This is a genomic window from Arthrobacter sp. B0316-1-20 (assembly GCF_059091865.1).
Map to the genome: position 1 here is coordinate 82923 of NZ_JBNHHC010000024.1, position 12169 is coordinate 95091.

The 12169-nt window shown below is 66.3% G+C and carries 13 protein-coding genes; 6 read left to right on the forward strand and 7 right to left on the reverse strand.

From position 1 onward, the window contains the following. The first annotated feature begins 174 nt into the window (after window positions 1-174). Window positions 175-651 carry an Lrp/AsnC family transcriptional regulator gene (locus tag AC5RW2_RS29000; protein WP_493964015.1) on the forward strand — a complete coding sequence of 159 codons (477 nt, stop codon included), beginning with the start codon at window positions 175-177 and terminating at the stop codon, window positions 649-651. Between the two features lie 95 nt (window positions 652-746). Next, a complete protein-coding gene (ald, locus tag AC5RW2_RS29005) occupies window positions 747-1832 on the forward strand; it encodes an alanine dehydrogenase (protein WP_493952425.1) in 1086 nt (361 codons plus the stop codon). 94 nt (window positions 1833-1926) lie between these two features. Here the strand turns inward: ald and AC5RW2_RS29010 are convergent, their stop codons facing one another. Together AC5RW2_RS29010 and AC5RW2_RS29015 are read right to left on the reverse strand one after the other, a co-directional pair. Then, window positions 1927-3552 carry a monocarboxylic acid transporter gene (locus AC5RW2_RS29010; protein WP_493964014.1) on the reverse strand — a complete coding sequence of 542 codons (1626 nt, stop codon included), beginning with the start codon at window positions 3550-3552 and terminating at the stop codon, window positions 1927-1929. Beyond that, window positions 3549-3917: a DUF485 domain-containing protein gene (locus AC5RW2_RS29015; RefSeq protein WP_493964013.1), complete on the reverse strand. Its 369-nt coding sequence runs from the start codon at window positions 3915-3917 to the stop codon at window positions 3549-3551. The genes AC5RW2_RS29010 and AC5RW2_RS29015 overlap by 4 nt, the downstream gene beginning before the upstream one ends. A 177-nt stretch (window positions 3918-4094) precedes the next feature. Between AC5RW2_RS29015 and AC5RW2_RS29020 the strand changes: the two genes are divergently transcribed. From AC5RW2_RS29020 to AC5RW2_RS29035, 4 genes are all read left to right on the forward strand, one after another. Continuing rightward, entirely contained in the window at window positions 4095-5309 is a 1215-nt protein-coding gene (locus tag AC5RW2_RS29020; RefSeq protein WP_493964012.1) for a sensor histidine kinase, read from the forward strand. Between the two features lie 61 nt (window positions 5310-5370). After that, the gene (locus tag AC5RW2_RS29025; protein ID WP_493964011.1) at window positions 5371-6093 is read left to right on the forward strand and encodes a LytR/AlgR family response regulator transcription factor; all 723 of its coding nucleotides are present in this window, start codon (window positions 5371-5373) and stop codon (window positions 6091-6093) included. Then, entirely contained in the window at window positions 6090-6569 is a 480-nt protein-coding gene (locus AC5RW2_RS29030) for a hypothetical protein (protein ID WP_493964010.1), read from the forward strand. The genes AC5RW2_RS29025 and AC5RW2_RS29030 overlap by 4 nt, the downstream gene beginning before the upstream one ends. Next, complete coding sequence (locus AC5RW2_RS29035) at window positions 6566-8080, forward strand: sodium/solute symporter (protein WP_493964009.1); 1515 nt, start codon at window positions 6566-6568, stop codon at window positions 8078-8080. The genes AC5RW2_RS29030 and AC5RW2_RS29035 overlap by 4 nt, the downstream gene beginning before the upstream one ends. Window positions 8081-8151: 71 nt before the next feature. Here the strand turns inward: AC5RW2_RS29035 and AC5RW2_RS29040 are convergent, their stop codons facing one another. The 5 genes from AC5RW2_RS29040 to tsf form a co-directional block, all read right to left on the reverse strand. Beyond that, the gene (locus tag AC5RW2_RS29040) at window positions 8152-8742 is read right to left on the reverse strand and encodes a DivIVA domain-containing protein (protein ID WP_493964008.1); all 591 of its coding nucleotides are present in this window, start codon (window positions 8740-8742) and stop codon (window positions 8152-8154) included. A gap of 96 nt (window positions 8743-8838) precedes the next feature. After that, a complete protein-coding gene (locus AC5RW2_RS29045; protein ID WP_493964007.1) occupies window positions 8839-9765 on the reverse strand; it encodes a phosphatidate cytidylyltransferase in 927 nt (308 codons plus the stop codon). Beyond that, complete coding sequence (gene frr, locus AC5RW2_RS29050; RefSeq protein ID WP_493940724.1) at window positions 9765-10322, reverse strand: ribosome recycling factor; 558 nt, start codon at window positions 10320-10322, stop codon at window positions 9765-9767. Before frr ends, AC5RW2_RS29045 begins: the two co-directional genes overlap by 1 nt. 94 nt (window positions 10323-10416) lie before the next feature. Beyond that, window positions 10417-11157, reverse strand: coding sequence for a UMP kinase (gene pyrH / locus AC5RW2_RS29055; protein WP_493964006.1), 741 nt, complete (start codon window positions 11155-11157; stop codon window positions 10417-10419). 167 nt (window positions 11158-11324) lie between these two features. Further along, entirely contained in the window at window positions 11325-12164 is an 840-nt protein-coding gene (gene tsf / locus AC5RW2_RS29060) for a translation elongation factor Ts (protein WP_493952435.1), read from the reverse strand. Window positions 12165-12169 lie beyond the last annotated feature (5 nt).

The window sequence follows — 12169 nt, forward strand, 5'->3', positions numbered from 1 at the left end:
CCTCTTCAGGGCCTGGGGATCTTGTGGATCCCCCGGCACCGGACAGCCCCGCCGGCACCTTTGCCAGCGGGTGTTTGTGACACTACTCACATCCGGCAAGTAGCGCAATGATCAGCGGCAGGATTGAGCATTGTGCCCTGCCCGTCCCGGAACAGGCGTGCTAACCTGCGCACTATGCGGAATCTGGATGGCACCGATCTGCGGCTGCTCGGTGCCCTGGCGCAGGATCCCCGGCGGACCGTTGTGGCGCTGGCGCAGAAGCTCGGCCTCTCCCGCAACACCGTGCAGGCACGCCTGTCCCGCTTGGAGCAGGAGCAGGTGTTCCTTTCCTTCGACCGGCGGATCAATCCGGCCGCGCTGGGCTACCCGTTGGCCGCCTTTATCCACATCCACGTGCACCAGCCGAAACTGCAGCAGATCACCGACGAACTGGCCCGCATTCCGGAAGTGCTGGAAGCCTACGGCGTAACCGGGCAGGCGGACATCCTGGCCCGCGTGGTCTCGGAGGGCGCCGAGGACCTGTTCCGGATCAACGGCACCATCCTGGCCATCGACGGTGTCGAGCGCACCGACACATCGCTGGCCATGCACGAACTGATCCCGTTTCGGATCGAGCCACTGCTGGCCCGCGGAGTCCGGCCAGCCGGCTAGCTGTAAGCTCGGTCCATCGAGCAAGCCCCTACCGCCGGCGGTGTCCTTCAGGTCCACTGCACCGGCCGGGGACCCGAACAGAAGGGACGGCGCCCATGCGCATTGGAGTGCCACGCGAGGTCAAGAACAATGAATTCCGGGTGGCCATCACGCCGCCCGGAGTCCAGGAGCTGAGCATCGCCGGCCACCAGGTGCTGGTGGAGGCAGGGGCGGGCCGGGGTTCCTCCATTACCGACGAGGACTACGCCTCCGCCGGCGCCACCATCATCGATTCGGCCGACGCCGTCTGGGAGGAGGCGGAGCTGGTGCTGAAGGTGAAGGAACCGGTGGCGGAGGAATACCACCGGCTCCGCAGCGACCTGACGCTGTTTACCTATCTGCATCTGGCTGCCGATGCCGCGCTGACCGAGGAGCTGTGCTCCCGCGGTACCACCGCGATCGCTTATGAAACCGTCCAGCTGCCTGACCGATCGCTGCCGTTGCTGGCCCCGATGTCCGAAGTCGCCGGCAGACTCGCCACCCAGGTAGGCGCGTACTCGCTGATGCAGCCGCTGGGCGGCCGCGGTGTGCTGATGGGCGGTGTCCCCGGCACCCAGCACGCCGACGTCGTGGTGATCGGCGCCGGCGTGGCTGGAGCCAATGCAGTGTCCGTGGCGGTGGGCATGCGGGCGAACGTCACCGTGTTGGACACCAATATCCGCCGGCTGCAGCAGCTCGACGACCAGTACCAGGGCCGGGTGGTGACGCTGGCCAGCAACGCGTTCGAGCTGCGGGAGGCCGTGCTGGCCGCGGACCTGGTGATCGGAGCGGTGCTGATTCCCGGCGCCAAAGCACCGAAGCTGGTGACCAACGAGATGGTCAGCCAGATGCGGCCGGGGGCGGTACTGGTGGACATAGCCATCGACCAGGGCGGCTGCTTCGAGGACTCCAGGCCCACCACGCACGCCGAGCCCACGTTTAAAGTCCATGACACGGTCTTCTACTGCGTGGCCAACATGCCCGGGGCCGTCCCGCGCACCTCCACCTATGCCTTGACCAACGCCACGCTCCCCTACGCCAAACTGATCGCTGACGAAGGCTTCGACTCCGCAGCCCGGATACGGCCGGAGCTGCTCCCCGGCCTCAGCACCCGGGAAGGCAAAATCGTTTCGGAACCGGTGCGGCTGGCACACTCGGGCTGATCCCGGCACAAAGCCACGCGGGCCCGACCGTCACCGGCCGGGCCCGCGTGGGTTGGGACGAGCACCGGGGCTGGTGCGCGCCGCCGTCGTTGTTTTAGTGGTCCACCGCCTTCTCGGCACCGACGCCGGTGAGCGAACGGACCTCCATCTCCGCCTGCTTGGCCGCATTCTCGCGGTTCTTGTCCAGCACGGTGCCCAGCCAGCCCAGGAAGAACGCGAGCGGGATGGAGACGATGCCCGGGTTGTTCAGGCCGAAGATCGCGAAGTCGGCGCTGGGGATCATCGACGTCTCCTTGCCGGAGACCACCGGCGAGAACGCGATCAGCACGATGGCCGCGCCGAGACCGCCGTACATGCTCCACACTGCGCCCTGGGTGGTAAAGCGCTTCCAGAACAGCGAGTAGACGATGGTGGGCAGGTTGGCCGAGGCGGCCACCGCGAAGGCCAGCGCCACCAGGAAGGCCACGTTCTGGCCCTGGGCACCGATACCGCCGAGGATGGAGACGACGCCGATGACCACCACGGTGCGGCGGGCCACCTTGACCTCGCCGGCCGAGTCGACCTGGCCCTTGCGCACCACGTTCGCGTAGATATCGTGCGCGAAGGAGGCAGCTGCCGTGATGGTCAGGCCGGCGACCACCGCCAGGATGGTGGCGAAGGCAACTGCCGAGATCAGACCCAGCAGCACCGGACCGCCCAGCGCGAAGGCCAGCAGCGGCGCGGCGGAGTTGACGCCGCCCGGAGCGCTCTTGATGGCTTCCGGACCGATCAGCGAGGCGGCGCCGTAGCCCAGCACCAAGGTGAACAGGTAGAACGCGCCGATCAGCCAGATGGCCCAGACCACGGACCTGCGGGCCTCCTTGGCCGTGGGCACGGTGTAAAAGCGCATCAGCACGTGCGGCAGCGCTGCGGTGCCCAGCACCAGGGCCAGCGCCAGCGAGATGAAGTCCAGCTTGGAGGCCTCCGAGACGCCGTACTGCAGGCCCGGGTTGAGCAGTTCGGGGTTGCCGGCGGTGTCCACGGCGGCGCCCAGCAGCTCGGACAGGTTGAAGCCGTGCAGTGCCAGCACCCACACGGTCATGATGAACGCGCCGGCGATCAGCAGGCAGGCCTTGATGATCTGCACCCAGGTGGTGCCCTTCATGCCGCCGACCAGCACATAGAGAATCATCAGGGCGCCGACGACGGTGATCACCAGCGACTGTCCCAGCCTGGAGTCAATGCCGATCAGCAGGGATACCAGTGCACCCGCTCCGGCCATCTGCGCCAGTAGGTAGAAGAAGCACACGGCCAGCGTGGTGATGGCGGCGGCGATCCGCACCGGGCGCTGCCGCAGCCGGAAGGAAAGGACGTCGGCCATGGTGAACTTGCCGGTGTTGCGCAGCAGCTCGGCCACCAGCAGCAGGGCCACCAGCCAGGCCACCAGGAAGCCGATCGAGTAGAGGAAGCCGTCGTAGCCGTTGATGGCGATCGCACCGCAGATGCCCAGGAAGGACGCCGCCGAGAGGTAGTCGCCGGCAATGGCCGTGCCGTTCTGCCCGCCACTGAAGGACCGGCCCGCGGCGTAGTAGTCGGCCGCGGTCTTGTTGTTCCGGCTGGCGCGCAGCACCACCACCAGCGTCACGCCGACAAACAGCGCGAAGATCAGAATGTTGATCCAGGTGGAATCCTTGATGTCGTCCGCCGTGACGGCCAGCGGAATGTTCACGGCGTGGCTCATTTGGTGTCCTCCGGTAGGCCAACACCCTCGTCTTCGAGGCTGTGGCGGATGTCAGTGGCGATCGGGTCCAGCTTCTTGTTTGCGTAGCGGACGTACCAGGTGGTGATAGCGAACGTGCTCACGAACTGCAGCAGGCCCAGCACCAAGCCGATGTTGATGTTGCCCCAGAGCTTGGTGGACATGAAGTCGTGGGCATAGTCGGCCAGCAGCACATAGGCGAAATACCACAGCAGGAAGGCCACTGCCATGGGGAACACAAACGAACGGTGGCGCTTGCGAAGTTCGGTGAACTCCGGACTGCTCTGGACCACCTGGAAGTCCACGGCGGCGGCGGTGCCGGCGTCCGGGTTGGGGTCGTTACCCATCTTTTCCTCCTCATCGGGCACAGCAGGGTGTGACTGCGCTCACTCTGCTAGCTTGCGGTTCCGGAGGCCAGCAGCCGTATCGGGCGCATCGCTGAACGGTTCGGCAGGTGCGGTGAATGGCGCTCATCTGCGCCGAGCTGCACGCCGCAGAACGGGCCTGCCGCTAGGCTTGTCAGCATGCTCAGCCCGGCCGTGGACATCGCGATCATCGCCGCCATAGCCGTCGTGGCCGTGGCGTTGATTGCGCTGGTGGGTTTCAAGCTGACCCGCTCGTACCGGGATCTGGGCTCCGAGGCCGATCGCGCAACCTACGCCACGCTGCATACCGCCGGACTCGCCGGGCAGTACCTGCGCGCCGGTCTGACACCGTCCGGCGCGGCCAAGGCCAGCAAGCATCTGCGCGGTTTGTTGGGATCCGATGTACTGGTATTGACCGGCCCGGACGACGTGCTGGGCTGGGACGGGGCCGGACAGCCTCCGGAATCAGCCCTGCGCCTGGCCGGTAAGACGATGAAATCCGGCCGCACCCAGGTTTTCCGCGGCAACCAGCTGCTGCCGGACGGCCGCGTCCCGCCGGATAGCGGCGCACGGCACGGACTGCCCGAAGCGGTTTTCGCCCCGATCCGGGTCCAGGAGCGCGTGGTGGGCACCGTCGGAGCGTATACCGGACACGTGGCGGCTTCTCTGGTGCGGGCCACCACTGAAGTCGCGGCCTGGGTGGCCACGCAGATCGAGCTGGCCGAGCTGGATACTTCGCGCACCTTGTTGATGGAAGCCGAGGTCAGGGCGCTCCGGGCCCAGATCAGCCCGCACTTCATCTACAACGCGCTGAACGCCATCGCGTCCTACATCCTCACCGATCCTGCGCGGGCACGGGACCTGGTGATCGAGTTCGCCGATTTCACCCGCTACTCGTTCCGGCGGCACGGCGACTTCACCACGCTGGCCGAGGAGCTGAAGTCGATTGACCGCTACCTGCTGCTGGAACGTGCCCGGTTCGGCGACCGCCTCAAGGTCAGTCTGCAGATCGGCCCGGAGGTCCTCAGCACGGTCATTCCGTTCCTGTCCCTGCAGCCGTTGGTTGAGAACGCTGTGCGGCACGGACTGGAAGCCAAGGAAGGCCCCGGCCGGATCACCATCACCGCCCAGGACGCGGGCGCCTATGCCGAGGTGACCATAGAAGACGACGGTGTGGGCATGGACCCGGAGCGGCTGCGCGCCGTGCTGGCCGGGCACACCGAAGGCGACCACGTGGGCCTGCGCAATGTCGATGTGAGGCTGCGGCAGGTCTACGGCGAAGAACACGGCCTGGTCATCGACACGGCTCCGGGCGCCGGAACGCTGGTCACCCTGCGTGTGCCGAAGTTCCAGCCCGGCAACCGCGTGGAATGACCCTGCCGGGGCGGAGCCGCATGGGCCGCATGGGCCGCTGCAGGCTAATAGACTGTGGCCCATGGTCAATGTGGTTGTCGCCGATGACGAAACCCCCGCCGTCGAGGCGCTGGCATACTTGCTGCGGCAGGATTCCCGGATCGGGGAAATCCACAAAGCCACCAGCGGGGCCGAAGCACTCCGTGCCCTGGAGCGCCACGACGTCGACGCGCTCTTCCTGGACATCCACATGCCGGCGCTGACCGGGCTGGACATCGCCAAGGTCATTTCCCGCTTCAGCCGGCCGCCCGCCGTCGTATTCGTGACGGCCGACGAGGACAAGGCGCTGCAGGCCTTCGAACTGGCCGCCGTTGACTATCTGCTCAAGCCGGTCCGCGCGGACCGGCTGGCGGAATCGGTGCGCCGCATCTGCGAACTGATGGCAGACGCCGGTGCGGCCAAGCCCGAGGTCGTCACCGTGGACCAGGGCGGCATCACCAAGATGATCCGGCGCGACGAGATCAAATACGTGCAGGCCCAGGGCGACTACGCCCGGCTGCACACGGCCGAGGCGAGCTACCTGATCCGCGTGCCGTTGAATGACTTGGAACGCCAGTGGGCCGACGCCGGCTATATCCGGATTCATCGTTCGTATCTGGTGGCCATGGACCAGATCCAGCAGATGCGGATGAGCGCCGGCAGGGCCAGCATTCTGGTCGGCGGCGCCGAACTGCCGGTCAGCCGCCGGCACCTCCCCGCTGTCCGGGACAAGTTGGAAGCCACCCGGGTCAGGCCCCGAGGATGAGCGGTGGTCCAAACCGTGAGGACGGAGCCTTGCTCCCCGACGGCGACGCCCCGCTGCCCGACGGCGATGCGGCGCTCGCGTCCGGCAGCTTCCGAAAGCGGGTCCGGGTTATGGCGCCACGTTCGGCCGCGCCGCAGCCGCCGGGCGGCTACACCTTCTCGCATGAACTGGCCGAGCAGTCCGAAATTGGCGAGCTCTTCGTCCGGTCCTTGGTCCGATCCCAACTGCGTCTGGCCGTCGTCGTTGCTGCCGGCTTCGGCCTGATCCTGCTGGGCGTAGCAGTACTGATCGCGCTGGTGCCCGTCACCGCCACCCTGACGATTGCCACCATCCCGCTCCCCTGGCTGCTGCTGGGCATTGGGATCTACCCGGTTATTCTGGCCTGCGCCGCGCTGTACAACCGCGCCGCTGCACGCAATGAGCGCAAATTCCGCGAGTTGACGGCAGACTGGACCGAGCCGGGGACCAAGCAGTGAATACGGTCGCCGGTCTGGCAGCAGTGGCGGCAGTGTGTGCCGCCACCGTGCTGATCGGCATCTACGGACTGCGGATTTCCCGCACTACCGGTGACTTTTATGTCGCCTCGCGGACGGTCAAGCCCTGGTGGAATGCCTCAGCCATCGGCGGTGAGTACATCTCCGCCGCCAGCTTCCTAGGCGTGGCCGGGCTGATCCTTATTTCGGGAATCGACGCGCTGTGGTTCCCGGTCGGCTATACCGCCGGCTACCTGATGCTGCTGCTGTTCGTGGCCGCACCACTTCGCCGCTCCGGCGCCTACACCATTCCTGATTTCGCCGCAGCCCGGCTTGATTCCACGGCGGCCCGGCGGGTGACCAGCCTCCTGGTGGTTGCGGTCGGCTGGCTCTACATTGTGCCGCAGTTGCACGGGGCCGCCCTGACCATGCGCATCGCCACCGGCCTGCCGGGCTGGACCGGCGCTGTCATCGTCGTCGTCGTGGTGGTGCTGTCGGTGGTCACCGGCGGCATGCGCTCGATCACCTTTGTGCAGGCCTTCCAGTACTGGCTCAAACTCACCGCACTGGCCGTCCCGGTGGTCTTCATCCTGCTGGTACTCACCGGGTCGGGCCAATCCGCCACCGGCGGCGGCGCGGCCTTCGACCCGGCGCTGGACGTCTCCGGTGATGCATCGCTCTACCGGAATATTTCGCTGATCATCGCGCTGCTCTTCGGCACGCTGGGTCTGCCCCACGTGTTGGTGCGCTTCTACACCAACCCCGACGGCGCCGCGGCCCGCCGCACCACGCAACTGGTACTGGGCCTGCTGGCGCTGTTCTACCTCTTCCCCACCATCTACGGCGTACTCGGCCGGCTGCACACGCCGCGGCTTGCGGGCGGCAGCCAGTCCGATGCCACCGTGCTGCTGCTGCCGGGGCGCATTGTGGACGGGTTGGCCGGCGACCTCTTGAGCGCCTGCGTGGTGGCGGGCGCCTTCGCCGCGTTCCTCTCCACCACCTCCGGGCTGGTGGTGTCGCTGGCCGGCGTGGTTAGCCAGGACCTGTTCCGCGGCAGCGTCAAGGGTTTCCGGCTGGCCGCGGTGTTGTCGGCCATCGTACCGCTGGGCATTGCCATGGGAACCGAATCGCTGGCCTTGGCCGGCAGTGTAGGCACGGTGTTTGCGTTCACCGCGTCGACGATCTGCCCGCTGCTGCTGCTGGGCATCTGGTGGCGCGGGCTGACCGATGCGGGGGCCATTGCAGGCATGGTGTCCGGAGCCGTTCTCTGTGGCGGTTCGCTGCTGGCGTCCGCCGTGGCCGGGCCGGCCTTGGGCGCCTGGGCCGAGCCGCTGGGCCAGCCGGCAGCATGGACCGTTCCGACTGCTTTCCTGGTCACCGTGGCCGTCTCGCTGGCTACCGCTTCGCGCAGGCCGGCCACTGTCGCACGGGTAATGGCACGGCTGCACACCCCCGAACGTGCAGAAGACCGGGATCCAGCCGGCCGTCCCGGCAAGGTCAGCCCACTAGATTGACCCGGGCCAGCGCATCATCCCACCCCAGCGGATTACTGCGGGTTCCCGGGTGCCCCGGCCCGCCGACGTGGTTAGTCGATTGAGGCCATCAGCTCGACCACGCGGTCCAGGAAGGCATCCACCTGGTTTTCCTCGTAGCCGTCTTTGCCCTTGGCTTCGCGGAACACCGCCCGGCGGACCACGTCCACGCTCATCGGCTGGTCGTGCTCAAAATAGCCCAGAAGTTCCACGCAGAGCGCGTCCACATCCTCAATGTCATAGCTGACCGCATTCCGCTTTGTGGGGCGGCGGAAGCGTTCGCCGGGTGCCCGGTGCAGCCGGGCGCGCAGCATCGCGGAGACGCGGCCGATCTGCGTCAGCCAGGCTTGCTCGCCCTCCCGCCTGATCAGCGCGTCGCGTTCCCGCTGGGCGAAAACGTCCTCAAGCCGGTCGAGCGCGGCATCCACGGCACGCGGGTCATAACCGCCCTTGGCCGGATCAAACGTCATCGCCCGCACATCGCGGCTGGTGATCGGAACGTCGTCGGGCTCTGGGTTGTTGTAATACTCCCGGGCCCGTCCGAGGAAGTCGTCCACCTGGCGGGCGTTGTAGCCGAAGTCCCGTCGGTCCACATGGTCGAACGGGGCACTGCCCTTGCCGGCTTCAATGGTTCGTCGCGCCATGGTGTCCTGTGAATTCCTGTTCCTTCAAAACGTTCCGCTTGTATACGTCGCCCAGTCTATGCCGGAAGAGTGCGGGTTCCGGGGCATGCCTCGCGCCTACACTGCTCCCGGCGCGAGCAGCGATGCCAGCAGGTAGGCAACCGGAGCGGCAAACACGATGGAATCCAGCCGGTCCATCACGCCGCCGTGTCCCGGCAGGATGTTGCTCATGTCCTTGATGCCCAGTTCCCGCTTGACCATCGATTCGGCCAGGTCGCCGACCGTGGAAGCGGCGACGGTGGCGAATGCCAGCACCAGCCCGAACCACCATTGCAAGTCCAGCAGCAGCACTGAGCACAGAACACCGACGAGAATGGCACCGCTGACCGAGCCGGCAAAACCTTCCCAGGACTTTTTGGGACTGATCTTGGGCGCCATCGGATGCTTGCCGAACAGCACGCCCACGATGTAGCCGAAGGTGTCATTGGAGACCACCAACAACAGCATGGTGGCTACCTTCAGCGCACCCGATTCCTCCAGTAGCAACAGCAGCGCGAAGCTGATGAAGAACGGCACCCAGCAGAGGATGAAGGTGCCGCTGAGCACGCTGCGGACCGCACCCTCGGTACTGTCCAGGCACTTCCACACCATCAGGGCAACGCACGTCACCACCAGCGCGAAGGCCAACCCTTCTGGGCCGCCGTAGTAGGCGGCCACCGGCATGGCCAGGGCGCCCGCGAACAGCGGCGGCAGCGGCACCGTGATGTTCTTCACCGTCAGGGCTCGGGCAACCTCCCACACACCGACGACGGAGAACCCCGCCACGACCATCACGAAAGCGTCCGGCAGGAGGAAAAGCCCGACCAGGACAACAGCCATCAGCGCGATGCCGACGGCGATGGCTGCCGGCAGATTGCGTCCGGCGCGGGAAGGCTTGGCGGCAGCACGCAGCGCACGCCGGCCGGCCCCGCCCGGCTGCGATCCCGGACCAGCCGCCGGAGTCGGCGACCCGCCAGCCACGGGTTGAGGCTGGTCCGTACTCATCAGACCTCGAGCAGCTCGGCTTCCTTGCGCTTGAGAAGCTCGTCCACGTTGTCCGTGTGCGACTTGGTCTTGGCGTCGAGGTCCTTTTCGGCCCGGTTGCCCTCGTCTTCGCCGACCTCGCCGTCCTTGACCAACTTGCCGATGGTGTCCATCGCCTTGCGGCGGATGTTGCGGATGGAAACCTTGGCGTCTTCGGCCTTGCCCCGGACGACCTTGACGTACTCCTTGCGGCGCTCCATGGTCAATTCCGGCAGGACCACGCGGATCACCACGCCGTCGTTGGCCGGATTCGCCCCCACGTCGGAATCACGCAGGGCCTTCTCAATATCGTTCAGCGCCGCTTTGTCGTACGGGGTGATCAGCAGCGTGCGGGGTTCGGGGTTCTGGAAAGACGCCAGCTGCTGCAGCGGGGTCGGCGAACCGTAGTAGTCCACCGTCACCTTGGAAAACAGTGCCGGATTGGCGCGGCCGGTGCGAATGGTGGCGAAATCTTCCTTGGCCACTTCGACTGCCTTGTCCATCTTTTCGGCAGCTTCGCGCAGCGTCTCGTCTATCACGGTCTCTCCTTCACGTCCTTCGTTCACGCCGCGGTCCCCGCGGTCCTGGCTCTGCTTTCCATCCTAGGCTATCCGGCGGCTGGGCCGACGACCGTCAGGCAGTGACGTAGGTGCCGATCTGTTCGCCCAGAATCGCGCGCGTCACGTTGCCTTCGCCTTCCATCCCGAAGACCACCATGGACAGCTTATTGTCGCGGCACAGGCTAAAGGCGGTCTGGTCCATGACCCGGATATTCCGGCGCATCGCTTCGTCGTAGGTCAAGGTGTCCAGCTTTTCGGCAGCCGGGTCCTTCTTGGGATCCGCCGTGTAGACGCCGTCCACGCCGTTCTTGGCCATCAGGACGACGTCGGCGTGCACCTCGAGTGCGCGCTGGGCGGCCACCGTGTCGGTGGAGAAATAGGGCAAGCCTGCGCCGGCGCCGAAAATGACCACGCGGCCTTTTTCCATGTGCCGGATGGCCCGCCGCGGAATGTAAGCCTCGGCCACCTGGCCCATGGTGATGGCGCTCTGCACGCGGGTGTCCACGCCGGCCTGCTCCAGGAAGTCCTGCAGTGCCAGGCAGTTCATCACGGTACCGAGCATGCCCATGTAGTCGGCCCGGGAGCGGTCCATCCCCGACGTCGAGAGTTCGGCCCCGCGGAAAAAGTTGCCGCCGCCAACGACGATCGCCACTTCTACCTGTTCCACGGTGGCGGCGATTTGCTTGGCGATACCGCGGACGGTGTCCGGGTCGACGCCGAGCTTACCTCCGCCGAATACTTCGCCGGACAGCTTCAGCAGCACACGGCGGCGCTTGACGGTATCAGTAGTGGTGCGGGTGTTCTGGGATTCCATGGTGCCTCCCGGCGTGCGTGGTTCTGGGGAAAGATTACGTGAAGGCTGAGCGGCCGCCGCGCGGTGGCGCGGGCCGTTGATCTGGACATGAAAAAGGGGTGGTCACCGGTTGGTGACCACCCCCTCGTCATTAAATCAGTCAGTTCGCCTGAGCGGTTGGACCGAGGTTACGCCCCGACGCGGAAGCGGGCAATGGCGGTTGCGTTGACGCCCGCCTCTTCCAGTACCTTGCCGACGGACTTCTTCGGGTCCTTGGCAAACGGCTGGTCCAGCAGCACGATCTCCTTGAAGAAGCCGTTCAGCCGGCCTTCGACAATCTTGGCGAGCGCTGCTTCGGGCTTGCCCTCGGCGCGTGCGGTCTCGTCGGCGATGCGGCGCTCGTTCTCCACCGTCTCCGCCGGAACCTCTTCACGGGTCAGGTAGGTCGGCGCGAAGGCAGCGCTGTGCACGGCGATGTCGTGGGCGGCCTCGAACGCCGCGTCGCCTTCGCCGTCGACAGCGAAGAGGACGCCAACCTGTGCCGGCAGGTCCTTGGACGTCTTATGCAGGTAGGCATCGACGGTCTTGCCTTCGATGCGGGCAACGCGACGGACGACGACCTTCTCGCCCAGCACAGCGCCTTCTTCGGTGACAAAATCGCCAAGCTGCTTGTCGCCGGTGTTTGCGGCCAGCAGCGTCTCGAGGTCGGCGGCACCCGATTCAACGGCCACGGCCAGCACCTTGTCAGCGAGTTCAATGAACTTGGCGGACTTGGCGACGAAGTCGGTCTCGCAGTTGACCTCGATCATGACGCCGACGGTTCCGTCGATGACCTTGGCAGCAACCAGGCCTTCCGCGGTGGAGCGGCCTTCGCGCTTGGTCGCGCCCTTCAGGCCCTTGATGCGGATCAGCTCAATGGCTTTCTCGGCATCTCCGTTGGCCTCGTCCAGGGCCTTCTTGACATCCATCATGCCGGCGCCGGTGCGCTCGCGCAGGGCCTTGATATCAGCAGCGGTGTAGTTCGCCATTTGGA

Bases quoted from the DNA above. Each gene is read 5' to 3' on its own strand.
- AC5RW2_RS29045 (WP_493964007.1), bottom strand. From the start codon at position 9,765: ATGAGTACGGACCAGCCTCAACCCGTGGCTGGCGGGTCGCCGACTCCG.
- ald (WP_493952425.1), top strand. From the start codon at position 747: ATGCGCATTGGAGTGCCACGCGAGGTCAAGAACAATGAATTCCGGGTG.
- AC5RW2_RS29020 (WP_493964012.1), top strand. From the start codon at position 4,095: ATGCTCAGCCCGGCCGTGGACATCGCGATCATCGCCGCCATAGCCGTC.
- AC5RW2_RS29030 (WP_493964010.1), top strand. From the start codon at position 6,090: ATGAGCGGTGGTCCAAACCGTGAGGACGGAGCCTTGCTCCCCGACGGC.
- AC5RW2_RS29015 (WP_493964013.1), bottom strand. From the start codon at position 3,917: ATGGGTAACGACCCCAACCCGGACGCCGGCACCGCCGCCGCCGTGGAC.
- pyrH (WP_493964006.1), bottom strand. From the start codon at position 11,157: ATGGAATCCCAGAACACCCGCACCACTACTGATACCGTCAAGCGCCGC.
- AC5RW2_RS29040 (WP_493964008.1), bottom strand. From the start codon at position 8,742: ATGGCGCGACGAACCATTGAAGCCGGCAAGGGCAGTGCCCCGTTCGAC.
- AC5RW2_RS29000 (WP_493964015.1), top strand. From the start codon at position 175: ATGCGGAATCTGGATGGCACCGATCTGCGGCTGCTCGGTGCCCTGGCG.
- tsf (WP_493952435.1), bottom strand. From the start codon at position 12,164: ATGGCGAACTACACCGCTGCTGATATCAAGGCCCTGCGCGAGCGCACC.
- AC5RW2_RS29025 (WP_493964011.1), top strand. From the start codon at position 5,371: ATGGTCAATGTGGTTGTCGCCGATGACGAAACCCCCGCCGTCGAGGCG.
- AC5RW2_RS29010 (WP_493964014.1), bottom strand. From the start codon at position 3,552: ATGAGCCACGCCGTGAACATTCCGCTGGCCGTCACGGCGGACGACATC.